At 66.3% G+C, this 22215-nt stretch carries 19 protein-coding genes and 1 tRNA gene; 9 read left to right on the top strand and 11 right to left on the bottom strand.

Going from position 1 to position 22215, the window contains the following annotated elements:
* Window positions 1–10 precede the first annotated feature (10 nt).
* Window positions 11–2308, top strand: a complete 2298-nt coding sequence (locus ACFW6D_RS30860; protein WP_379333957.1) for an MMPL family transporter — start codon at window positions 11–13, stop codon at window positions 2306–2308.
* 170 nt (window positions 2309–2478) lie between these two features.
* Entirely contained in the window at window positions 2479–4767 is a 2289-nt protein-coding gene (locus tag ACFW6D_RS30855) for an MMPL family transporter (RefSeq protein ID WP_379333956.1), read from the top strand.
* A gap of 33 nt (window positions 4768–4800) precedes the next feature.
* Here ACFW6D_RS30855 and ACFW6D_RS30850 read toward each other — a convergent pair whose 3' ends face one another.
* Together ACFW6D_RS30850 and ACFW6D_RS30845 are read right to left on the bottom strand one after the other, a co-directional pair.
* Window positions 4801–5049, bottom strand: coding sequence for a hypothetical protein (locus ACFW6D_RS30850; RefSeq protein ID WP_379333955.1), 249 nt, complete (start codon window positions 5047–5049; stop codon window positions 4801–4803).
* A gap of 100 nt (window positions 5050–5149) precedes the next feature.
* A complete protein-coding gene (locus tag ACFW6D_RS30845; protein WP_379238252.1) occupies window positions 5150–5278 on the bottom strand; it encodes a hypothetical protein in 129 nt (42 codons plus the stop codon).
* A gap of 70 nt (window positions 5279–5348) precedes the next feature.
* Between ACFW6D_RS30845 and ACFW6D_RS30840 the strand changes: the two genes are divergently transcribed.
* Window positions 5349–6317, top strand: coding sequence for a GlxA family transcriptional regulator (locus ACFW6D_RS30840; protein ID WP_379333953.1), 969 nt, complete (start codon window positions 5349–5351; stop codon window positions 6315–6317).
* Between the two features lie 16 nt (window positions 6318–6333).
* On the opposite strand, the gene ACFW6D_RS30835 is transcribed toward ACFW6D_RS30840, so the two are convergent.
* The 3 genes from ACFW6D_RS30835 to ACFW6D_RS30825 form a co-directional block, all read right to left on the bottom strand.
* Window positions 6334–6424, bottom strand: a tRNA-Ser gene (locus ACFW6D_RS30835).
* A 46-nt stretch (window positions 6425–6470) separates the two neighbouring features.
* Entirely contained in the window at window positions 6471–6905 is a 435-nt protein-coding gene (locus ACFW6D_RS30830; RefSeq protein WP_379333971.1) for a nucleoside deaminase, read from the bottom strand.
* An 11-nt stretch (window positions 6906–6916) separates the two neighbouring features.
* Window positions 6917–7456, bottom strand: a complete 540-nt coding sequence (locus ACFW6D_RS30825; protein WP_379333951.1) for a tRNA adenosine deaminase-associated protein — start codon at window positions 7454–7456, stop codon at window positions 6917–6919.
* 58 nt (window positions 7457–7514) lie between these two features.
* Here ACFW6D_RS30825 and ACFW6D_RS30820 point away from each other — a divergent pair, with 58 nt between their 5' ends.
* Window positions 7515–8462 (top strand): prephenate dehydrogenase, encoded by a 948-nt coding sequence (locus tag ACFW6D_RS30820; protein ID WP_379333949.1) that lies wholly within the window; start codon window positions 7515–7517, stop codon window positions 8460–8462.
* A 185-nt stretch (window positions 8463–8647) separates the two neighbouring features.
* On the opposite strand, the gene ACFW6D_RS30815 is transcribed toward ACFW6D_RS30820, so the two are convergent.
* The 3 genes from ACFW6D_RS30815 to ACFW6D_RS30805 are packed head-to-tail and all read right to left on the bottom strand — an operon-like array spanning window position 8648 to window position 12913.
* Window positions 8648–9265, bottom strand: coding sequence for a putative glycolipid-binding domain-containing protein (locus ACFW6D_RS30815; RefSeq protein WP_379333947.1), 618 nt, complete (start codon window positions 9263–9265; stop codon window positions 8648–8650).
* 49 nt (window positions 9266–9314) lie between these two features.
* Window positions 9315–11168: an ABC transporter ATP-binding protein gene (locus tag ACFW6D_RS30810; RefSeq protein WP_379333945.1), complete on the bottom strand. Its 1854-nt coding sequence runs from the start codon at window positions 11166–11168 to the stop codon at window positions 9315–9317.
* On the bottom strand, window positions 11165–12913 hold the full coding sequence (locus tag ACFW6D_RS30805; RefSeq protein ID WP_379333943.1) for an ABC transporter ATP-binding protein: 1749 nt from the start codon (window positions 12911–12913) through the stop codon (window positions 11165–11167). The genes ACFW6D_RS30810 and ACFW6D_RS30805 overlap by 4 nt, the downstream gene beginning before the upstream one ends.
* 401 nt (window positions 12914–13314) lie before the next feature.
* Here ACFW6D_RS30805 and ACFW6D_RS30800 point away from each other — a divergent pair, with 401 nt between their 5' ends.
* Both ACFW6D_RS30800 and ACFW6D_RS30795 read left to right on the top strand, forming a co-directional pair.
* Window positions 13315–14448 carry a DNA cytosine methyltransferase gene (locus ACFW6D_RS30800; RefSeq protein WP_379333969.1) on the top strand — a complete coding sequence of 378 codons (1134 nt, stop codon included), beginning with the start codon at window positions 13315–13317 and terminating at the stop codon, window positions 14446–14448.
* Entirely contained in the window at window positions 14445–14870 is a 426-nt protein-coding gene (locus ACFW6D_RS30795; RefSeq protein WP_379333941.1) for a very short patch repair endonuclease, read from the top strand. The genes ACFW6D_RS30800 and ACFW6D_RS30795 overlap by 4 nt, the downstream gene beginning before the upstream one ends.
* Window positions 14871–14881: 11 nt before the next feature.
* Here the strand turns inward: ACFW6D_RS30795 and ACFW6D_RS30790 are convergent, their stop codons facing one another.
* Entirely contained in the window at window positions 14882–15010 is a 129-nt protein-coding gene (locus ACFW6D_RS30790) for a hypothetical protein (protein ID WP_379238267.1), read from the bottom strand.
* A 140-nt stretch (window positions 15011–15150) separates the two neighbouring features.
* On the opposite strand from ACFW6D_RS30790, the gene ACFW6D_RS30785 reads away from it, so the two are divergent.
* The gene (locus ACFW6D_RS30785; RefSeq protein WP_379333939.1) at window positions 15151–15825 is read left to right on the top strand and encodes a DUF998 domain-containing protein; all 675 of its coding nucleotides are present in this window, start codon (window positions 15151–15153) and stop codon (window positions 15823–15825) included.
* Here ACFW6D_RS30785 and ACFW6D_RS30780 read toward each other — a convergent pair.
* Window positions 15818–17470, bottom strand: a complete 1653-nt coding sequence (locus ACFW6D_RS30780) for an esterase-like activity of phytase family protein (RefSeq protein WP_379333937.1) — start codon at window positions 17468–17470, stop codon at window positions 15818–15820. The two genes, ACFW6D_RS30785 and ACFW6D_RS30780, sit on opposite strands and share 8 nt — an antisense overlap.
* 268 nt (window positions 17471–17738) lie before the next feature.
* Between ACFW6D_RS30780 and ACFW6D_RS30775 the strand changes: the two genes are divergently transcribed.
* Complete coding sequence (locus ACFW6D_RS30775; protein ID WP_379333935.1) at window positions 17739–18464, top strand: maleylpyruvate isomerase family mycothiol-dependent enzyme; 726 nt, start codon at window positions 17739–17741, stop codon at window positions 18462–18464.
* 74 nt (window positions 18465–18538) lie between these two features.
* Here the strand turns inward: ACFW6D_RS30775 and ACFW6D_RS30770 are convergent, their stop codons facing one another.
* Window positions 18539–19714 (bottom strand): nitrate ABC transporter substrate-binding protein, encoded by a 1176-nt coding sequence (locus ACFW6D_RS30770; RefSeq protein ID WP_379333933.1) that lies wholly within the window; start codon window positions 19712–19714, stop codon window positions 18539–18541.
* Window positions 19715–19859: 145 nt separating this feature from the next.
* On the opposite strand from ACFW6D_RS30770, the gene ACFW6D_RS30765 reads away from it, so the two are divergent.
* Window positions 19860–20909 (top strand): isopenicillin N synthase family dioxygenase, encoded by a 1050-nt coding sequence (locus ACFW6D_RS30765; protein WP_379333931.1) that lies wholly within the window; start codon window positions 19860–19862, stop codon window positions 20907–20909.
* Window positions 20910–22215 lie beyond the last annotated feature (1306 nt).

Below are 22215 nucleotides of genomic sequence, written 5' to 3'. Positions count from 1 at the left end.
GAGCACCCGCGTGTCCGTATACCTGTACAGATGGGGAAAGTTCGCTTTCCGCCGCAAATGGATCGTGTTGCCGGTCTGGCTACTGCTGTTCGTGATCCTCGGCGGCCTCGGCGCCACCTTGGCCAAGCCGATGTCCAACGACTTCAGCATGCCCGAACTGCCGTCGGCCCGCGCCAACGAGATTCTCGACAAGCACTTCCCCGGCATGTCCCAGCAGTTCTCCATGGATGCCGTCACCGGCACCTATGTGATCGGCGCACCGGAGGGCCAGAAGCTCACCGACCCGGCCAACCGCGCGGCGATCGACGCTTTCGTCGCCAAGCTCGGCACCCTCGACATCGTCGATCACGAGGAGAAGCTGAGCAGCCCGATCGAGCTCACCGACCAGATGGGCTGCCTGAGCAACCCTGACCCGTCGAAGTGCTCCTCGGCGCCGCTCAACGTGCTGAACGCGACCGCACCCGACACCGTCGGCGTGCTCAGCGTCCCGTTCACCATCAAGACCATCACCGACGTGACCGACGCCAACCGCGACGCCGCTTTCGACATCGGCGAGGAAGCCCGCAACGCCGGCCTCACCGTCGAGCTCAGCGGCTCGATCGCGATGAAGCAGGAGCAGCCGAGCGGCAAGTCCGAGCTGATCGGTATGGCGGTCGCGCTGATCGTGATGGTGGTGGCATTCGGTGCCATCGTCGCCGCGGTCGTGCCGATCGTCACCGCCATCGTCGGCCTCGGTGCGGCGACCTCGGTGATCATGCTCGGTACCTCGGTCATGGAAGTTCCGAGCTTCACCACCTTCCTTGCCTCGATGATCGGTATCGCGCTGTCGATCGACTACGCGCTGTTCATCGTCTCCCGGTACAAACACGAACTGGCCGTGCGTGATTCGGCCGAGGAAGCCGCCGGTACCGCGCTCGGCACCGCCGGTTCGGCCGTGGTGTTCGCCGGTCTCACCGTGATCATCGCGCTCGGTGCGCTCGGTATCGTCGGCGTGGAGTTCCTGACCTTCATGGGTCTGGGTGGCGCCATCGCCGCCGCGTTCGCCGTGCTCACCGCCATCACCCTGATGCCGGCGCTGATGGGCGCCTTCGGCAAAGCGCTGTTCAAGCCGAAGCTGCCGCTCGTCGCCCAGCACGACCCCGACGACGACACCTCGGTGACCAACGGTCAGCGTTTCGCCAAGCTGATCGCCAAGGCACCGTGGGTCGCGCTGATCCTGTCGGTTGTCGTGCTCGGTGCGCTCGCCGCGCCCGCCGCCGGTCTGAACCTGGGCCTGCCCGGTGACGACAGCATGCCGAAGACCTCGACCATCCGTAAGGCCTACGACCTGCGGACCGAAGGCTTCGGCGAAGGCAGCAACGGTGTGCTCATGGTCGTCGCCGACCTGTCCGCGACCCCCGAGGGCGAGCGCGACGCCGCGGTCACCGCACTGCGCGACAAGCTCGCCTCCTACGACGGCATGGACTACGTCACCGAGCCGCAGTGGAGCGAGAACAAGCAGGGCGCCATGCTCAACGGTGTCCCCAAGTCCGGTCCGAACAACCAGGACACCAAGGAACTGGTCGCCGACGCCCGCGGCGCGGAAGCCGATCTGGCCGCGCAGTACGGCATGCAGTACGGCATCACCGGCACCACCGCCATCTACGCCGATGTCGACCATGTGCTGCTCAGCAAGATCGTGCCGTACCTGGCGATCGTGGCCGGTGCCGCGTTCGTGCTGCTGATCCTGGTGTTCCGCTCGATTCTGGTTCCGCTCACCGCGGCGCTGGGCTTCCTGTTGTCGATGGCGGCCACCTTCGGTGCGACCGTGCTGATCTTCCAGGAGGGCGCGTTCGGCCTGATCTCCGATCCACAACCGCTGGTCAGCTTCCTTCCGATCATGTTGATCGGCTTGGTGTTCGGCTTGGCGATGGACTACCAGGTGTTCCTGGTGACCCGGATGCGCGAGGAATTCGTGCACGGTAAGTCGCCCAAGGACGCGATGGTGTCCGGGTACCACCACGGTGCCCGCGTGGTGACCTCGGCCGCGATCATCATGATCTCGGTGTTCGGTTCCTTCATCATGGAAACCGACGTCACCGCGAAGTCGTTCGGTTTCGCGCTGGCCGCCGGTGTGGCGATCGACGCGTTCATCGTCCGCATGATCATCGTGCCCGCGCTGCTGGTGATCATGGGCAAGTGGTCGTGGTGGATGCCGAAGTGGCTCGACCGCATCGTGCCCGATATCGACGTCGAGGGCGCCAAGCTCGAGGAGCTGCGCAACCAGAACGCCGTGACAATGGTGAAGCAGCCGGTTTCGGTCGGCTGATCCGTTCCACACCCGCACGACCCCGCAGTCCGCTACCGGATTGCGGGGTCGTGTTGTTTTCCATACCTGTGCTGGACCGGTGCTTGATATCGAGGTTGCTGGGCAGCAGACTCAAGGGTTAGTTCGACCGGAAGATCCGCGCTACGCACCGATCCTCGAGGAGAACAACCGTGTCCATCTACCTGTACCGGTGGGGCAAGCTGGCCTTCCGCCGCAAATGGATCGTGCTGCCCGTCTGGTTGCTGTTGTTCGTGATCCTCGGCGGCCTCGGCGCCTCTCTGCAGAAGCCGATGACCGACGACTTCTCCATGCCGAACCTGCCCTCCGAACGCGCCACCGACATCCTCGACAAGCACTTCCCCGGCATGTCGGCGGCCTTCGCGTTCGACGCGGTAACCGGCACGTATGTCGTCGGCGCGCCCGTCGGGCAGAAGCTCACCGACCCGGCCAACCGCGCGGCACTCACCGGGTTGATCGAGCAGATCGGTCGGCTCGACATCGTCGACCACGCGAAGCCGATCGAGGATCCGATCGCGGCCACCGAGCAAATGGGCTGTCTCACAGCGCAACCCGATCCGTCGACGTGCAGCGGCGCGCCCCTGAACGTGCTGAACAAGACCGCGCCCGACACCGTCGCCTTCTTCAGCGTTCCGTTCACGATCAAAGAGTTCGCCGACGTCACCGCCGAGAACCGCGAGGCCGCCTACAACGCAGGCGATTCCGCGCGAGCGGCCGGGCTGACGGTCGAGATCAGCGGCACCATCGCGATGGAACAGGAGATGCCGAGCGGCAAGGCCGAACTGATCGGCATGGCAGTGGCGCTGGTGGTGATGATCGTGGCGTTCGGCGCGATCGTCGCCGCGTTCGTGCCGATCATCACCGCGATCGTCGGTCTCGGTGCCGCGACGTCGCTGATCTTCCTGTCCACGTCGTTCGTCTCGGTGCCGAGTTTCACGACGTTCCTGGCGTCGATGATCGGCATCGCGCTCTCGATCGACTACGCGCTGTTCATCGTTTCGCGCTACAAACACGAACTGCACGTACAGGATTCGGCCGAGGAAGCCGCCGGTACCGCGTTGGGCACGGCAGGTTCGGCGGTCGTGTTCGCCGGGCTCACCGTGATCATCGCGCTGGTCGGACTGAGCATCGTCGGAGTCAGGTTCCTGACCTTCATGGGTCTGGGTGGTGCCGTCGCGGCCGCGTTCGCCGTGCTCACCGCCATCACCCTGATGCCCGCGCTGCTCGGTGCCTTCGGCAAGACGCTGTTCAAGCCGAAGCTGCCGCTGATCGCCCAGCACGATCCCGAGGACGACAACGTCGTCACCAACGGCACCCGCGTGGCCAGGGTGATCGCCAAGTTCCCCGCGATCACGATGATCCTGGCGATCGCGGTGCTCGGCCTGCTCGCCGCACCGGCGCTGAACCTGAACCTCGGGCTGCCCGGCGAGGACAGTCTGCCCAAGTCGACCACCGTCCGTAAGGCCTACGACCTGCGCACCGAGGGTTTCGGCGAGGGCAGCAACGGCGTGCTCCAGGTGGCCGTCGACCTCAGCGACACCCCGCCCGACCAGCGGCCCGCCGCGCTGAACGCGTTGCGCGACAAGCTGCAGTCCTATCCCGACATGGACTTGGTCACCGAAGCGCAGATGAGCGAGGACGGCGCGGGCGCCCTGATCAACGGCATCCCCAAAACGGGCCCGAACGCGCAGTCGACCAAGGATCTGGTGCAGTCGGCGCGTGACGCGGAGTCCTCGCTGAACGAGCAGTACAAGATGACCTACGGCATCACCGGCACCACCGCGATCTACGCCGATATCGACCACGTATTGCTGAGCAAGATCGTGCCGTACATGGCGATCGTGGCCGGTGCCGCGTTCATCCTGCTGATCCTGGTGTTCCGCTCGATCCTGGTCCCGCTCACCGCCGCACTCGGCTTCCTGCTGTCGATGGCGGCCACCTTCGGCGCGACCGTGCTGATCTTCCAGGAGGGCAAGCTCGGCCTGATCGACGACCCGCATCCGCTGGTGAGCTTCCTACCGATCATGTTGATCGGCTTGGTATTCGGGCTCGCCATGGACTACCAGGTGTTCCTGGTGACCCGTATGCGCGAGGAATACGTGCACGGCGCCGACCCCACCCAGGCCGTGATCAAGGGCTATCACCACGGTGCGCGCGTGGTGACCTCGGCGGCGATCATCATGATCTCGGTGTTCGGTTCGTTCCTGCTGGAATCCGATCCCACCGCCAAGTCCATGGGCTTCGCACTGGCCGCGGGCGTGGCCTTGGACGCGTTCGTGGTCCGGATGGTGCTCATCCCGGCTCTGCTTGTGCTGCTGGGCAAGTGGGCGTGGTGGATGCCCAAGTGGCTGGATCGGATCGTGCCCGATATCGATGTCGAGGGCACGCGGTTGCAGGAGATCCAGGCCGAACGGCGCAGGATCGCGCCACCGCAAGGCTGAGTCCGACGGCCGGGGAGCCTTCGGGTTCCCCGGCTATTGACTCGGTTGCGGCACTTGGCATTCGGTGACGCGCGGATTGAGCCCGACGTAGTTCGCAGGCCCCGCCGCGGCGGTGACCGCGATGGTCGCCCAGTCCGAGCATTCACGCGGAAGATGCGCGAAGTGGTGCCGCTGGCCCGCGGCGAGCAGCCCGACGGCGACCCAGCCGAGCACAACGAGAACCAGAAGTTTTCCCCCGAGCCCGATCCCGGACTTCGCGGGTGGCGGCTGTCGCCCGCGCATAATCATCGTTCCTTCCCGGATATCGGTGTAACCCAGTCTATTACGCGAGGAATACACCGCAGGTCGGACGAGGTGAATACCCGACAACAGTTCTCGTTCGCTAGCCGGTCTTCCTCGCGCATCGAGCCTTGCCGCATTCGGGCCGAGCGGCGGCAGGCGGGCGGATGCCGTGCCTGATCGCGTTGGCGGCGTGGATTCCGATGGCGAAGTCCTTCAGTTGCTTCAACATATCTCTATGGTCTGACTTCCGCGCCATCGGGAGAAGTGGCGTAGATGACTACTACCGCTAAGATTTAGACATGAGTTCGGTCTCCGTGTTGGCGTACGACGGGATGACGGCGTTCGAAACCGGCATCGTCATCGAGGTTTTCGGCCTGACCTGGCCCGATATCGACCAGCCCTGGTACGAGCTGAAGATCTGCACCGAAACCCCCGATCCGGTCCGGGTGATCGGTGGCGCGACCCTGACCAGCCCCTATGGCCTCGCGGAGTTCGCCGCCGCCGACACGGTCGTGGTCCCGAGCGTCGCCGACCCCCGTGCACCGACCTCGCCAGAACTGATCGACGCCCTTCGGCAGGCGCACAGCAACGGCTCCCGGATCGTCTCGATCTGCTCTGGCGCGTTCGCGCTCGCCGCCGCAGGCCTGCTCGACGGCCGCCGAGCCACCACCCACTGGCGCTACGCCGACCTGCTGCGCGAGCGCTTCCCCCTGGTCGAGGTCGATCCCGAACCCCTCTACACCGACGAAGGCGACATCCTCACCAGCGCAGGCTGCGCCGCCGGCCTCGACCTAGCCCTCCACTTGGTCCGCAACGACCTGGGCGCATCCGTCGCCAATTCCGTCGCCCGCCGCCTCGTCATCCAGCCCCACCGCACCGGCGGCCAAGCCCAATACATCGAGTCCCCGATTCCGCCCGAACCCCTCGATGCCCCCATCGCCCGCAGCCTCTCCTGGGCCCTCGAACACCTCGCCGACCCGATCGGCATCCCGGACCTGGCCCGCGTGGGAGGCCTGTCCCCCCGCACCTACCTGCGCCATTTCACCCGCGAAACCGGCTCGACCCCGAGCAAATGGCTCATCGCCCAACGAATCCAGGCAGCCCTGGTGATGCTCGAAACCGGCGACGCCCCCATCGAGGAAATCGCGACCGCCGCGGGCTTCGCCACCCCGGTCACCTTCCGTCACCATTTCGCGAAGGCAGTCCACACCTCCCCCTCGGCCTACCGCCGCACCTTCCAGACAAGAAAAAGCCCCTCACCTGCGTGAACAAGTGAGGGGCTCTTGGCGGTGGCGGAGGGATTTGAACCCTCGGAGGGGGGTTACCCCTCACACGCTTTCGAGGCGTGCTCCTTAGGCCGCTCGGACACGCCACCGCCGACTACGGTACCGGACGGGTCCGAGGATTGTTAAATCGGCTGGTCAGCGTTGGTTTTTGAAGAAGGTGTCGAGCAGGGCCACGCAGTCGGGTTCGAGGATGCCGCCGCGGACTTCGGGGCGGTGGTTGAGGCGGCGGTCGCGGACGACGTCCCAGAGGGAGCCGACGGCGCCGGTTTTGGGTTCCCATGCGCCGAAGACGACCTTGCCGATTCGCGCCAGGACCAGGGCGCCGGCGCACATCGTGCAGGGTTCGAGGGTGACGGCGAGGGTCGCGCCTTCGAGTCGCCAGCCGTCGCCGTGGACTGTGGCGGCTGCGCGTAAGGCGAGGACTTCGGCGTGCGCGGTGGGGTCGCCGAGGGCTTCTCTGGCGTTGGTGGCGCGGGCCAGTTCGCGGCCCTGTGCGTCGAAGACGACGGCGCCGACCGGCACATCGCGCGGGTCGGCGTCGGCTGCGGCCGCGATGGCGGCGCGCATCATGTCTTCGTCGGTCACCTGGGCAATTTGTCCAGGACCGCGGCGAATTCGTCGGCGAAACCGAGGCGCTGGGCGATCATGCCGAGCTGCTCGTCGGGGTAGAGGTCGGTTTCGGCGATGATCACGCTGAGGACCGGTTCGGGCAGGCCGAGATCGGCCAGGACACCGAGGTCGCCCTCTTCCCACGGTTCGACGTCGTCGAGGTCGTCGGGGTCGATATCGGGGATCTCGACATTGAGCGCGTCGAGGACGTCGGCGGCGATGTCATAGTCGATCGCCGCGGTGGCGTCGGAGACGAGCAGGCGGGTGCCGCTCGGCGCGGGCCGCAACACGATGAAGAACTCGTCGTCGACATCGATCAGCCCGAACACCGCACCTGAGCTGCGCAAAGACTTCAGCTCGGTCTCGGCGGCCGACAGATCGTGCAGGGCTTCCGAGCTGAGCGGACTGACCCGCCATGTACCTTCTTCGCGGACCACGGCCACTGCGAACCCTTCGACGTCGAAGTCGTCATCCGACGTCGCCCTGTTCGTGCCCGAGCGCTGTGCTGCCATGGACCAAACGGTAGTCTGTCGAACCCCCATTAATGAACTCGTGTGCCAATCTGTTCCGATGGACATCGACCAGCGTGGGGCTGTTTGCGTGCTCGGGACCGGCCTGATCGGCGGTTCACTGCTGCGCGCCGCCGTCGCGTCGGGGTACGCGGCGTTCGGGTACAACCGCTCCGCATCCGGGGTTTCGGCGGCGTGTGCGGACGGTTTCGATGTGTCCGGCGACCTGTCCGCGGTGTTGCGCCGGGCTGCCGAGGTGGATGCGCTGCTGGTGATCGCGGTGCCGATGCCCGCAGTCGACTCCCTGCTGGCCGACATCGCCGCGCTGGCGCCCGAGTGCCCGCTGACCGATGTGGTGAGCGTGAAGGGGCCGGTGCTGGACGCAGTGCGCAAGCATGGGCTCGAGGGGCTGTACGTGGGTGGGCATCCGATGGCAGGAACGTCCCAATCCGGTTGGGCCGCAACCGATTCAGAGCTATTCCAAGGTGCCGTATGGGCCGTGGGTGTGGACGAGGGCACGCAGGTCGAACCGTGGTCGCGGGTGGTGCGATTGGCGTTGGACTGCGGGTCGGTAGTGGTGCCGGTGGTTGCCGAAGAACACGATCAGGCGGTCGCGCGGATCTCGCATCTGCCGCATGTGCTGGCCGAAGCGCTGGCTGCCTCGGGCGCCGCGGGCGGCAAGTTGTCGCTCGGGCTGGCGGCGGGTTCGTTCCGCGACGGAACCCGTGTCGCCGGCACCGCACCCGACCTGGTGCGAGCCATCTGCGAACCGAACGCGACCGCGCTGGAACAGGTGCTCGACGAGGCGATCGAGACACTGGTCACTGCCCGCGATGCCCTGCGTGCGCACAGCACTCTCGGCGACCTTGTCGAGACGGGTTTCCAGGGCCGCACCGCCTACGAAAGCCGCACGACCTGGGATATCACCGGCATCGCTCCCGGCACCAGCGACTGGCTCGGCGAGTTGCGTCGCGCGGGTCGAGTCGGCGGAGTGTTGCGCGCGCTCTAGTTCTTGCTCGCGGGGAAGATTCCGTCGGTGTTCGATGGCCGCGCTCGGCAGGCCTTGAATGCCGACCGCCTGGCCTGGTCGGCGCCGACGACCGCACACGGGCAGGTCGTGCGTCGACGCTCACAGTCGATTGCACCGACCACAGCAGCCGCCACGCGTACTCCTTGTGCGCTAGCCGCTCCGGGTTAGGCGCGCTCGGCAAGCCCCGGGTAATCGAGGACGAAACCTTCCGGATCGACCTTCAGGGTGGCGCTCGAGACGGGCGAGAGGACGTTGATGCCGTCGGCCGCGCTCGAATAGGTGAGTTCGGCTTCCTGCACCAGCAGGTCGGGCAGTCGCACATAGACGACCGGGACCTGCACATCGCCGACGGCGTTCTGGAGGCCGAAGCGGCGGATCGGCAGGGTGTTGAAGAACGGGCTCAGCACCACGTCGACATCGAGGGCGCCGCCGAAGGTGGAGCGCACGTGGGTGCCGCCCGCGTCGACGAGCCAGTAGTTCTCCTCGTCGCGCGAGATCGAGGCGTGGCGTTCACCGGCCGCGGTGGTGGTTCGCAGCGACAGTCGCCGGGTGGCCCCCGCTTCGTCGGTGACCAGGTCATACGACGCGCTGAACGCCGGGTGCTCGTCGCTCGCGCTGCCGATCAATCGGCCCGCGGCCCTGATCCGATTGCCGTTCACCGTCACCCGCACCGATTCCATGCGGGTGTTGTCGTGGGCACGCCAGGTGAGCACCGAAGGCCACCGGGAGGCCGGTTTGATCTCGGTGGGGCCGTCGGCCGGGCCCGGGGCTGGGGTCGTCACCTCTCTACGGTAAGCGACACCAGCCCCACGGCTGCACAACACGGGCGCATCACACCAGCGAATCCCGCCATGCGGCGTGCAATCCGGCGAAGCGGCCCTGGCCCGCGATCAGCTCGGTGGGTGAACCGTCTTCCACGATCCGGCCACCGTCGAGCACCAGCACCCGGTCGGCTATGGCCACGGTGGACAGCCGGTGCGCGATGATCACGGCCGTGCGGTCGCGCAGCAGGGTCTCCAGCGCGTGCTGAACCAGCCGCTCACCGGGGATATCCAGGCTGGAGGTGGCCTCGTCGAGCACGATCACGGCCGGATCGGCCAGGAACACCCGCGCGAACGCCACCAGCTGACGCTGCCCCGCCGAAAGCCTGCCGCCACGCGTTCGCACATCGGTGGCGTAGCCATCCGGGAGTCCCGCGACGAACACGTCCAACCCCACCGCACGCGCGGCCGCGGCGACCTCGGCATCGGTCGCGTCGGGCCTGCCGAGCCGGATGTTGTCGGCGATCGTGCCGGAGAACAGGTACGCCTCCTGCGTGATCATCACGACGTGCCTGCGCAGCTCGGTATCGGCGAGGTGGCGCAAATCCACACCGTCGAGCGTGATGACGCCACCGCTCGGGTCGTAGAACCGGGTGAGCAGTTTCGCCAGCGTGGACTTGCCCGCACCGGTGGCACCGACGAGCGCCACCACCTGCCCGGCCGGAATCTCCAGGTCGAATTCCGGCAGCACCGCAGCGGCGTTGTAACCGAACCAGACCTTGTCCATCCGCACCGCACCGCTCGCCCGCTCGAGGACGACCGGCTGTTCGGGCTCGGGGACGGCCGGTTCCTCCTCGAGCACGCCGGAGATCTTCTCCAACGCGGCCGCGGCCGACTGGTAGGAGTTGAACACCTGCGCGAGTTCGTCGAGCGGACCGTAGAACTGGTCGAGGTAGAGCAGGTACGCGGCGAGCACACCGATCGCGAGATTGCCCTCCATCACCTGCCATGCCCCGACCAGCAGCACGATCACCGTGGTCAGCTTGCCGATGAAATTGGACAGCCCCACGTAGTCGCCCATGCCGCGGACCGCCGTGGTGGTCGCCTTCTGGTAGGCCGAATCCTCGACGCCGAGGACCTCCTCGTTGCGGTGCTCGCGCCGAAACGCCTGCACCGCCCGCATGCCGCTCATCGATTCGACGAACTGCACGACCACGCGCGAGATGGCACCGCGCGTGCGCCGGTACCCGGCCCGCTGACGCCGCTGCGCCCACCGGGTGACCAGCACCAGCGGCACGAACCCGATCAGCACGATCGAGGCGAGCAGCGGGTCGAGCCAGATCAGCAGCGCCGCGATGGTCACGACCGAGATCACCGCGCTCAGCGCCTGATTCAGCGCGCCTTCGAGCAGTTCCTGCAGTGCTTCGATATCGCTGGTGAGCCGGGTGACGACCTTGCCCGAGGTGTACTTCTCGTGGAACGACACGCTCAACCGCTGCGTGTGCTGGAACGCCCGCACACGCAGGTCGAACAGCACCCGCTGACTCAGCGTCCCGGAGGCCCGCAGGAACGCGAACGTGGTGAGCCCCGACAGCAATGTCACCGCGACGAAACCGGCGACGGTCGCGATCATCGGCGCCCAATTGCCTTGTCGGCCTTGGTCGATGCCGTGGTCGAGCCCGTAGGCGATGAACAGCGGCAGCGACACCTTGGCCGCGTTGTCGAGCAGGATCAGGACGAAGGTGAGAATCGCTTGCTTGCGGTAGGGCCGCACCAGGTCGAGGAGCAAGCGCCGGGATCGCCCGGCCAGCACCAGATTTCCGGTTCCGGTGACGGTGTCGTCCTCCTTGGCGATGCCGCGCCAGTCGGCCGCCAGATCGGACTTCTCCTCCGGCGCTGCCTTTTCCGTGGTCTCGGTGCTCATGCTTCACCTCCCATCAGCTCGCGGTAGTGACTGCTCGTGCGCAGCAATTTCTCGTGACTGCCCTCGGCGACAATGCGCCCGTCGGCGAGCAGGGCGACACGATCGGCCAGCGCGGCAGTGGACGGCCGATGCGCGACCAACAGGGTGGTTGCCCCGGAGAGCACCGCGCGCAGCCGATCCTGCACGCGCTCTTCGGTTTCCACGTCCAGTGCCGAGAGCGGATCGTCGAGGACCATGATCCGGCCGTGCGCTTCGGTATCACCGGTGAGCACGGCCCTGGCCAGAGCCAGCCGCTGACGCTGGCCGCCGGACAGACTCATGCCCTGCTCGCCGATGCGGGTGTCGAGCCCCCACGGCAGCGCGTCGACGAACTCCGCCGCCTGCGCGATGTCGAGCGCCTGCCGCACGTCGGCGTCGGTGGCGTTCGGGTCGCCGAGTGCCACGTTCTCGCGCACGCTGGCCGAGAACAGCACCGGTTCCTCGAAGGCCACCGTCACCACCCGGCGCAGCTCGGCCAGCCGCAGGGTGGCGATATCGATGCCGTCGATGGTGATGCTGCCCGCGCTCACGTCGTAGAGCCGGGGAATCAGTTCGAGCAGCGCGGTCTTACCGCTACCCGTCGCGCCGACCAGCGCGACCGTCTCCCCCGGCCGGATCCGCAGCGAGATCTCTTCCAGGACGGTATTTTCCGGGCCGTCATCGGATCGCGGGTAGGCGAAGCGGACACGGTCGATGACCAGTTCCCCGTGCAGCGCGGTGGGCAGTTCCGCCGGATGCGGTGGGTCGGCGATGTCGAGCGGGGTGTCGATGATCTCCCAGTAGCGATCGGCCGCGGTGCGTGCCTCGAACAGCTCCGACAGCAGGAACCCGAGCCAGATGATCGGCCACTGCAGAAACGTCGCGAGGGTGATGCTCGCGACGAGCGTGCCCATCGTCATCGTCCCGTGCACCACCGAGTAGCCACCCACCCCGAGCGACACCGCGATCGACACGGTCGGCAGGGTCACCAACGCTGCCCACAGCGTCGCATCCAGGCGCACCTTCACCATTTCGGTGCGCTGTAACTCGCGGGACAGTGCCGTGAATCGCGCACCGAAGAACCGGCCGCGCCCCAGCGCCTTGAGCACCCGCACACCCTGCGCCGATTCCTGGGCGATGGTGGCCAGGTCACCGGACTGGTCCTGCGAACGCCGCGAGGCCCCTTCGAACCGGCGCACGAATCGCGCGCAGAACACCGTCAGTGGCAGCGAGGTGACCGTGAAGATCAGTCCCACTTGCCAATTCATCGCGAACAGCACGATCAGCCCGGTCGGCATGATCACCCCGTTGACGATCAGGAACGGGCCCGCGAACGCGACGAACCGCCGCATCACCGACATGTCGTCGATGGCGCGTGAGAGCAGCTGACCCGACTGCCAACCGTCGTGGCGACCGATCGAGAGCGCCTGCAGCTTCGTGAAAAGCTTGGCGCGCATGGTGATCTCGAACATCGTCGATGGCTTGGACACCAGCCATCGCCTGCCCCACATGCCGAACGATTCGAGTGAGCCGAGCAGGAAGACCAGCGCGACCGGCACCAGCAGACCGACGAAATCCCGCCGCGCGATCGGCCCGTCGATCACCCGCGCGATGACGAGCGGAATCGCGATCGCGGTGCTCGCCATGAGGATCGCCAGCGCGTTGGCCAGCAGCAGCGGCGTTCGATACGGCCGGAGAAAGGGCAGAAACCGCCGCAGCGATCGCATTCCCCCACTCGACCGCGGCGCAGGCCGCTCCGGTCTGTCGTCCTCCGATTCGGCGGCCGCCAGCTCTGATGTGACAGACAAAACTCCCCCTTGATGCCCGGTCGGCTGGTTGGTTTTCCGGAAACGGACGCAAGGTGATGTTCGCACCGGGGTCCGACAAGTTCGGCTCCTTCAAGAGTCCCAGAGCAGCCCCTCCCCCGGCCACCGATTTTCCGACCGAACCGGCTCGCTCGATCCGACGGCCCCACTCGGATACCGGCGGACTCGAGGCCTGGTCGCTGTTCGGCCGCCCGATACAATGCGGCGCAAGCGTGAGCTATCACCAGCGCTGAGCAGCGGCCGATCATGGCCGCGAACTCGAGCGCGTCGGCGTTCCACAGACACAGGGGTCCTGCATGCGGATGGTCGGGTTGTTCGCCGGGATCGGCGGGCTCGAACTCGGTCTGAGCAGACACGGCTGGTCGTCGGAGTTGTTGTGCGAGATCGACCCCGGCGCTCAGGGCGTGCTCGCCGCGCGGTTCCCCGACACCGATCTGCACGGCGACATCACCCGGTTGCGCTCCCTGCCCGCCCGTACCGAGCTGGTCGCGGCGGGTTTTCCCTGCCAGGACCTTTCGCAGGCCGGGCGCACCGCAGGCATCACCGGTCGCCGATCGGGGCTGGTGGACGAGGTGTTCCGGCTGGTGCGCAGGCAGCGGGGCCCGCGGTGGTTGTTGATCGAGAACGTTCCGTTCATGCTCCAGCTCGGGCGCGGTGCGGCCATGCGCCACATCACCGAAGCGCTGGAGGAACTCGGGTACACGTGGGCTTATCGGGTCGTCGACGGGCGCGCGTTCGGCCTACCCCAGCGGCGCCAGCGCGTGCTGATGCTGGCTTCGCGCACCGAGGACCCCCGCCAGGTGCTCTTCGGCGACGATGCGGGCCCGCGCGACTACGGCGATCCGGACTGCGATCCGTGCGGCTTCTACTGGACCGAGGGTGTCCGCGGCCTCGGCTGGGCGGTGAACGCGGTGCCCACCCTCAAGGGAGGTTCGGGTCTCGGCATCGCCAGTCCGCCCGCGGTGCGGCTGCCCGCGGGCGAGATCGTGACGCCGGGCATCATCGACGGTGAGCGATTACAGGGCTTCGATGCCGACTGGACCGCCCCCGCCCTCGACGTGCCGGGCGTGCGTCACGGTCATCGCTGGAAACTGGTCGGCAACGCGGTGAGCGTGCGGATGGCGAACTGGGTCGGCGAGCGCCTGGCCGCACCGTCGGACCCGCTCACCCTCGGCGAGCCGATCGCGCCCGGCCAACCGTGGCCGAGCGCCGCCTGGGGACATGCGGGTGTGGTGCACCGGGTTCCGCTGTCGACCTGGCCGGTCCACGAACCCTACGAAGACCTGAAGAACTTCCTCACCGAGCCCCGCTTGCTCTCCCCCCGCGCCACCGCCGGGTTCCTGCGCCGCACGTCGATGGGAAACCTCCGCTTCCCGCCCGGCTTCCTCGACGACGTCCGCGACCACCTCGACCGCATGGGCGGCTGGGCGGCGTGAGTGCGCAAAAGCTCGTGACCGACTCGGCGACGAGCGCACGTATGTCCAAACAGCGCCGCGCGAATACCGGCCCTGAGCTGGCCCTTCGCCGCGAATTACACCGAGCGGGCCTGCGCTATTTCGTCGACCGCCCACCCATCAAAGGCCAGCGCCGACGCGCGGATGTGGTGTTTCCGCGACTGCGGATCGCCGTCTATGTCGACGGTTGTTTCTGGCATCGCTGCCCTGATCACGCGACCGATCCCAAGAACAACGCCCAGTGGTGGGCCGACAAATTGGCCGGGAATGTGGCCCGTGACCGGGCTACCGATGCCGCATTGACCGCGGCAGGCTGGCAGGTGGTTCGGGTCTGGGAGCACGAAGATCCGCACGCGGCGGCCGCGCAGATCGGCTCACTCGTGCGCGCGCTTTCCCAACCCTGACTCGCGGTTACTCAGCGACGACGCGGAGTGTTCTCGGCACGAACCCGCACTCGCGCACGCGACGCATCCACCGCGACGAAACCGGACACGGTCAGCGCGAGGATCGTGGCGAAGCTTGCCAGCGCGATCACATAGCTCATCTGAGACCTTTCCGTTTGGTTACCACCCACCCTGCCCGGTGAACCTGACAGCAACCTGTGCGTGCCTGAGATGAAACCACGTCCGAGCTCTCGCCGCGCCTTATCCGTGCTGGCCGGGCCCGCCGAGCACAATGGTCGATGTGACCGAATCCGCACGGCACACCCGTGGCTACTCGTTGCTGATCGCTCTCGCGATAGCCGTCGCCGGCCTGTGCTATTCGTCGTGGCTGCTGGAATTCGTGCTGCCGATCGACACCGACCCGGTCAACTCCTTCCTCAGCGAACTCGATGCGGAGGGCAAGCCCTACCGCGAGGTGTTCGCCACCGCCGACAAGGTGGTCGGCTTCCTGCTGATCCCGGCGGCGCTCGGCGCACTGTTCGTCTTTCCGCGCCGCCGGTTGACCACGATCGGCTGGATCGCCCTGCTGTGTTTCGGCGGGTCCACTATCGCCGACACCATGTTTCCACTGAGCGATTGCGACCCCGCCACCGACGACTGCGGCAGCGGACTGTTCCCCCAGCTACACCAACCCCACGCGCTGACCAGCACACTCGCCGTCACCTCGATCGCGGTGGCCGCGTTCGCGTTCAGCGTCGCCGCCTACCGCTATCACCGCTGGCGGATTCTGCGCGAGTTCGGCGTCGCGGTATTGGCGATCGGGTCGGCGGCGACCATCTGGATGATGGTCGCCGACAACCTCTCCGGCTCCTACGCACTCGGCATCGCCCAGCGCATCCAGGTCTCCGCGATGTCGGTCTGGCTGCTCGCGCTGGCCGCTGCGGTACTGGTCGAGGCGCGCGAGCCGACTACTTGACGGTGATCTTCACGGTGTAGCCGTCGAGTTTCGCCGGCAGCATGGTGGTGTCGACCGCGAGGATCTCGCCGGTGTCCTGGGTGCCGTCGGGCAGCGTCTTGAGCTTCAAGCCGAACGGTGGCACCTCGCCTTGGCTCGCCGCGAGGCCGAAGTCGCTGTCGTTGGCGATGTAGATGGTCTTGCCGCCGTCGAGGGTGGCGATGCCTTCGATCTTGTCGTGGCCGAAGAACCTGCCCTTCTCGTCGAGCGCGACGACCAGCGCGGACAGGTCGAGGTTGCTCTTCTTCGCGACAGGAGTGACGCCCGCCTTGGTCAGTGCGGCGACAGCGTCGGCGGTCGGGGTGACGCCGATCAGGGTTTCCAGCGGCTTGCCATCGATCAGCAGGCCGCCCTTCTCGGCGTCGTAGGTCGCGCCGGGCACGGTCGACTGCGGGCCGACATCGGTCGCACCCGCGATGTCGATGGTCCAGATCTTCTTGTCCGACTTGGGTGCGAGGTTGCCGTCGCGCTCGTCGACCAGGAAGGTGGTGGCGCTGAGCGCGGTGATCTCCGAGACCGCGACCTTGGACTGCTTCGGGTTCTCCAGCGGGTACAGGAATTCCTTCTGCGCCTTGGTCTTCAGATCGACGGTCACGATGCGCGCGAACGGCACCTCCTTGGCCGAACCACTCAGGCCAGGGGTGTTGAGCGCGCTCTGCACCACCCCGACCAGCGTGCTGCCGTCGGGCGTGATGGTGAGCCCTTCCATGCCCTGGTTCGGGGTGCGCAACGCGATTTCCTTCGGCAGGCCGCTCCCGGGCGCCAGCCGCTCGATCTCGGTGCCCTTGGCATCGAAATGCACCAGGAACGGGCCGTATTCATCGGAGACCCAGAAGGTGCCGTCGGCCAACGCAACCAGGCCTTCGGGGTCGATACCGTGATCGGTGGGCGGCAAGACATTGCCCTGCAGATCCTTGATGGTCTCGCCGGTGCTGGCCGAGATATCGACCTGGCCGTTGAACGGCACACCCGACTTATTGCGCAGCTCGATGCTCGACTGCAGCACGGCTTTGTTGTCGACCAACTTGAACCGGCCGATCTGCGGCACGAAACCCGGTGTCGGCGAGATCTTCTCGTTCTTCGCCGGTCCGTCGACGTTGGGCCCACGGTCGGTGAGTCCGTAGAACTCATCGGTACTACCCGGCACCGGAGTCCATGCCGAGCCGAACCCACTGCCCTGCACCGTGGTCCCCCCGAACTCACCGAGCACCGGAATATCAGTGGTGTAGAGCCGAACCGCGTCGGTGGTGGTGACGGTGAACTGATCGAGCCCGGTGTACCCGGCGCTCGGCGTGTAGACGTAGGCACCGTCGGCACGGCGAGTGACATTGCCGTGCTCAGGCTCGAGACTGACCCCGAGCACCGCACTCGCACCCGCCTTACCCAGAAGATCATCGAGCGAGATCACCAACGGCTGATCCTTACCCGCGGTGAAACGAGCATCGGGATCCGGCGAGCAGCCCACCACAACGGCGGCAGCGCACAGAGCAGCGGTAAGAGGAAAGAGGCGTAGACCTGGACGTGCGTTCACCCGCCATGCATACCGGCGCGAGCCGACCAGCAGACGACCGGCAAATGAATTGCCGTCCACCACGCGGTGGACCATTCTGGCAATCGTGACCACAACTCGGGTGAACATTTCCTCAGCCTCCGATTTCGAAGATGCCACCGCGTTGATCGCCCCCGGTCTGCTGGTGGAGATCGAGGCGGACGCGATCATCGCTGGCTGAATCGTCACATGTGCCGACGCCCGCTCGCCGGGGTCGACGGCCGAAATATCCCCAGTTATCCACAGGTTCGGAGTTATCCACAGGGTAATTTCGACGTCGTCGTTTGTCGCTGGGCGGCGGGGGTGGAGCATTACTGTCGAATCCGTGACCAGCGAAACGGCAACTCCGACCGACCTGCTCGATCAGGTCGCCACCTCGACCGCGTGCCTCGATACCGCGATCGGGACGCTCACCGATGCGGCCCTGGCTGAACCGTCCCTGTTACCGGGGTGGACTCGCGGGCATGTGCTGGCGCATCTGTCGCGCAATGCCGACAGCCTGCTGAATCTGCTGCTGTGGGCTCGCACGGGGGTCGAGTTGCCGCAGTATCCGAATGTCGAGGTGCGGGATGCTGATATCGAGGCGGGGGCGCCTCGGCCGCTCACCGTGCAGCATGCGGACTTCACTGCCACCGCGCATCGCTGGCAGGCCGTCGCCACCACCATGCCTGTCGCCGACTGGCAGGCCGAGGTTCGCAATCGCCAGGGTGGCACTCTCACCGCCGATCAGATTCCCTGGATGCGACTGCGCGAGACCGAGATCCACCATGTGGATCTCGACATCGGCTACACCCCCGCCGACTGGCCGGCGCCCTTCGTCGCCCGCTTACTCCCCGAAACCATCACCGACCTCTCCACCAAACTCCACCCCGACGCCACCCCTACCTTCGACATCCAATCCACCGATACAGATTTCATCGCCACCATCGGCCCGGGCCGACCCCACCACACCGTCCTCGGCCCTTCCTGGGCCCTGCTCGGTTGGCTGGTCGGCCGCACCTCAGGCAGCGATCTGACCGGCCCCTTACCTCCGCTCCCGGCCTGGAAGTAGTTCCGGCAAGGGGAACTCTCCGGCTCGCCCTATCGCCGGGACGAGCCGATGAGCCACGCCTCCAATTCACTGGGTCAGCGAATGCCGATCTTCGGGTCGGAGAACCGGTTGGTGAAGATCTCAGCTGCGGTCAACGTCGGCGGAACAGCCCTGCCGCCCGCATCCAGAATCGGCCGTAGGTCTTCGAGGTTGCGCTGGGTCCGGGCCTGGTCATAGGTGCCGAAGGAGCCGTCGGCCTCGTTCGCCAACAGGCCGAGGTCGACGAGCTGCTTCGCGGCGAACTCCGCCTGACCCGCGGGATACGGATTGAATGCCGGTGTGCGAGAGACGACATCGACGACCTTCGCATTGGCATCGGCCGGTGCCGCGGCGAAGTCGGCGCCGGCCTGCTGCACGATCGGCACCAACTTGGCCAGACACGGTGCCAGCCCGTCGATCTTGTCGGCCCGCACGGAGAGATTCGAGGGGTAGGCGTCGAAGCCGGAGTTCTTGATCAGGTCGTAGGCGACAGGCTTCTTCCACGCGCGGGCCTCGTGCTCGTAGACATACGGTTCCGCGCTGGCGAAACCCTGCTGGGCGATCGTGGGATCGGCGACGAAACGTGCTGGGGCGCCGTCGTATCCGGTGTCGATCTGCGACTGCTTCAGCAGACCCTTGGCCACCAGCCACTGCGGGAAGATCTGCTCCTTCGACACCACAACGGGCGCATTCGAACGACCGATATCGGCAATCGACTTCCAGTCCGGATGAGTCGCCGGATCCCACATCAGAATGGAGGGACTGTATTTCAGCAACGGCGTCACCCCCACGACCGGCTTGGCCGCGCCCGCCGCGATCACCTGCTCTCCGTGCACCACCCCGAGCGTGACCGCGTCATCGACATACATCCGCGACGGCACCGACTGGAACCCGATCGCGGGCCCACCCGCGCGCAACTGCAACCGCACACCGGTGTCCTTACCGCCGGCCACCAGCGGCCCCTCGACCGACTTGGTCTCCTCGTCCACCCGGTAGCCGGGACCGAGCAGCTGGAACAGCCCGCCCTGGTCGGACTGCGGCTGCCACTGCAGCTGGATGGTGACCGTGTCCGGACACACCCCGCGCAAAGTCTGTGCGGGCGCCGCGGGTTCGAGGGCGGCGGCCGCGCCACCCCGGTCCGCGGTATCGGAGCCGCAACCGGCAACAGCGAGCAGTGCGGCCAGTAGCACTCCCGAGGTAGCGGCGCGCCTGCGATGTCGGTGGTTTTGCATGTCGATCTCCTCGCCGTCGCGGCGTTGTGCGCGACTTCTACATGCAACGTCCACCCAGTTTCGCGGTCGTTACGTATTCACTACATGTCTGCTCTTCCTTCGGTCCCGTAATACGGAGGCAATACATGCAATAGACCGTGAAGGGATGACCCCACCGTTCACCGTCCCCACCATCGACATCACCCCCTTCCGCACCGACTCCGACGAAACCGGCCGAGCGGCCGTCGCCGCCGACATCGACGCCGCCTGCCGCGAGGTCGGCTTCATCCAGATCGTCGGCCACGGCATCCCCGACACAGTCCTCAACGGACTCACCGACGCGCTCGACGAGTTCTTCGCGCTGCCACTCGAGGTCAAGAAACGCTACCGGCGCTCGACCTCGGAGAACCGCGGCTACTCGCCGCCGCGTTCGGAAGCACTGAGCCTGAGCCTCGGCCTGCCGACGGCGAACCAGATGAACGACTTCTACGAGGCCTTCATCGTCGGCACCCAGTCCGCCGACTTCCCCGGCCTCGACCTGCCCGCGACGTCCTATGCCGCCAACAATTGGCCCGACGCCGCCCCCGGTTTCCGCCCCGCGATCGACACCTATTTCGCCCACGCACAGCAGTTGTCCCGAATCCTGTTGCGCGCCTTCACCGCAGCCCTGCACCTACCCGCCGACTACTTCGACACCCTCACCGACCATTCCATCGACGCACTGAAGATGAACAACTACGCCCTCCCCGAAGGCGAACTGCGCCTCGACGGCGACATGACCGGCATGGGCGCACACACCGACTTCGGCATCCTCACCATCCTGTGGGCCGACCGCGTCCCCGGCCTACAAGTGCTCGACAAACACGGCCACTGGCACAACGTGGAACCCGCCGAGGGCGCCCTGCTCATCAACCTCGGCGACGCGATGGCCCGCTGGACCAACGACCGCTGGATGTCGACCCTGCACCGCGTCGACCCCCCGATCATCGACGGCCACATCCGCCGCCGCCGCTCCGCCGCCTTCTTCTTCGACGGCAACCATGACGCGATAATCCAAGCTCTCCCCGGCACCCTCGCCCCCGGCGAACAGGGCTACCCCCCGATCACCGTCGCCGACAACATCAACGCCAAAGTCGCCGGCCTCAAAGGCCTGTCCACCCCCGCCCCCACCGCCCGCGAAACCGCCAGAGTCCTGGCCGCCGCCAGCTCGGAATGACCACAAAAAAAATCGACCCCGTATCAACTGATACGGGGTCGATTTCGGTGCGCCCGAAGGGATTCGAACCCCTAACCTCTTGGTTGTTCCGTTGCTCTGGGGCTGTCCGCTGGTGTACCCCAAACCTGCTGCTACCGGGGCATTTTGCGATCATCGCTACGTGGGTGTCTGCCGTTGTTTGCCTGGATCGTCGAGCGTTTGTAGTGGGAAAGTAGTGGGCGGGTCGTGTTCTCCGACAAAGCGATAGCCTGATATGCGTGCTTACTCCTCCCGAGGTGCAGGAATATGACGGTAGCGGAACGATCCGATGGGCTGTCGGCAGTCCGGAAGGGCCCCGCTCGCGGTCATGGGCAGTGGTGGGCCAGAAGGCAGGCGATGTCTACGTCTCCCAGCGGATGGGGATGAAGGATCTGAAGCTGAGTCTGCATCCTGCACGGTGGCGTATGGCCCTGAGTAGGGAGGCGGCTGCCGTTCGAGTTCCAGCAGGCGAAGATCGCGTCTTCTCACGATGGGAAAAAACTGACGAGTGCGCCCCAGGGTGGAGGCTTGGAGCAACGATCACAGTTCCCCACTGCTCGCTTGTCGAGGCCTTCGCTGAGCCAAAGCTGAACAAGGTGCGATGGTTCCCAACTCCTGGGCAGGGGCAGTCACTTCGGTTCATCGTCTTGATCGGCGCTCCCCACCGGGAGCCTCTGACAGTGAACAACACTATTGGTGATGTCGGTCGAATCTCACTAGCGACGGGGGGCGCCGTATGGGTCATTGCACACCAAGATGAGTTCGACGCCTCGCGTGAAGCCGAGTTCCGAGAAATCCAGCGGCGTGCTGCAAAACCAGGCCCCGAGGGGGTTCACGGAATGGGCTGGGGGTCCAACTCCAACGATGGAAGTCCGGCGCTCATTGAGTTGGGCAACCTCCGGTCTGGCGCTGATCAGGCTACCTGACCGGAGGTTGCGCGGTTTGGCCCTGTTCTGGGTTGGGTTGCGGATACCGGGGGCTGGCTCACCGCCTGCCGTTCACGCGCACACAGGTCATTGGTCGCACAGGGAGGTGCACGGCATTGCTACGAACGACCACCCAGACTGATGGCTACCTCTCAGCAAACACAGATCGAACCCAATCCGCCTATACGGCGTCAAGCGGGGGCGGCAGCAAACACAGACCGTAGTCGCTTCTCTGCGAGCAGCATTGCAGTCGGCCGTGTTCGGACGCTAGTGGGCCGTATTTGAAGTTCTTCGGCGGTCAGCCATGGCCAAAATCTGCTCAGCGGTCTTGGTCCAGACGAAGGGCTTCGCTCTCGGGTTCC

Origin of the sequence: Nocardia sp. NPDC058705 (assembly GCF_042749305.1) — a bacterium.
Classification (GTDB): Bacteria; Actinomycetota; Actinomycetes; order Mycobacteriales; family Mycobacteriaceae; genus Nocardia.
This window is presented reverse-complemented; position numbering and strand designations above follow the sequence as displayed.

Bases quoted from the DNA above. Each gene is read 5' to 3' on its own strand.
- ACFW6D_RS30805 (WP_379333943.1), bottom strand. From the start codon at position 12,913: ATGCGATCGCTGCGGCGGTTTCTGCCCTTTCTCCGGCCGTATCGAACG.
- ACFW6D_RS30765 (WP_379333931.1), top strand. From the start codon at position 19,860: ATGACCCCACCGTTCACCGTCCCCACCATCGACATCACCCCCTTCCGC.
- ACFW6D_RS30825 (WP_379333951.1), bottom strand. From the start codon at position 7,456: ATGGCAGCACAGCGCTCGGGCACGAACAGGGCGACGTCGGATGACGAC.
- ACFW6D_RS30820 (WP_379333949.1), top strand. From the start codon at position 7,515: ATGGACATCGACCAGCGTGGGGCTGTTTGCGTGCTCGGGACCGGCCTG.
- ACFW6D_RS30850 (WP_379333955.1), bottom strand. From the start codon at position 5,049: ATGCGCGGGCGACAGCCGCCACCCGCGAAGTCCGGGATCGGGCTCGGG.
- ACFW6D_RS30770 (WP_379333933.1), bottom strand. From the start codon at position 19,714: ATGCAAAACCACCGACATCGCAGGCGCGCCGCTACCTCGGGAGTGCTA.
- ACFW6D_RS30790 (WP_379238267.1), bottom strand. From the start codon at position 15,010: ATGAGCTATGTGATCGCGCTGGCAAGCTTCGCCACGATCCTCGCGCTG.
- ACFW6D_RS30780 (WP_379333937.1), bottom strand. From the start codon at position 17,470: ATGGTCCACCGCGTGGTGGACGGCAATTCATTTGCCGGTCGTCTGCTG.
- ACFW6D_RS30800 (WP_379333969.1), top strand. From the start codon at position 13,315: ATGGTCGGGTTGTTCGCCGGGATCGGCGGGCTCGAACTCGGTCTGAGC.
- ACFW6D_RS30830 (WP_379333971.1), bottom strand. From the start codon at position 6,905: ATGATGCGCGCCGCCATCGCGGCCGCAGCCGACGCCGACCCGCGCGAT.
- ACFW6D_RS30845 (WP_379238252.1), bottom strand. From the start codon at position 5,278: ATGTTGAAGCAACTGAAGGACTTCGCCATCGGAATCCACGCCGCCAAC.
- ACFW6D_RS30840 (WP_379333953.1), top strand. From the start codon at position 5,349: ATGAGTTCGGTCTCCGTGTTGGCGTACGACGGGATGACGGCGTTCGAA.
- ACFW6D_RS30810 (WP_379333945.1), bottom strand. From the start codon at position 11,168: ATGAGCACCGAGACCACGGAAAAGGCAGCGCCGGAGGAGAAGTCCGAT.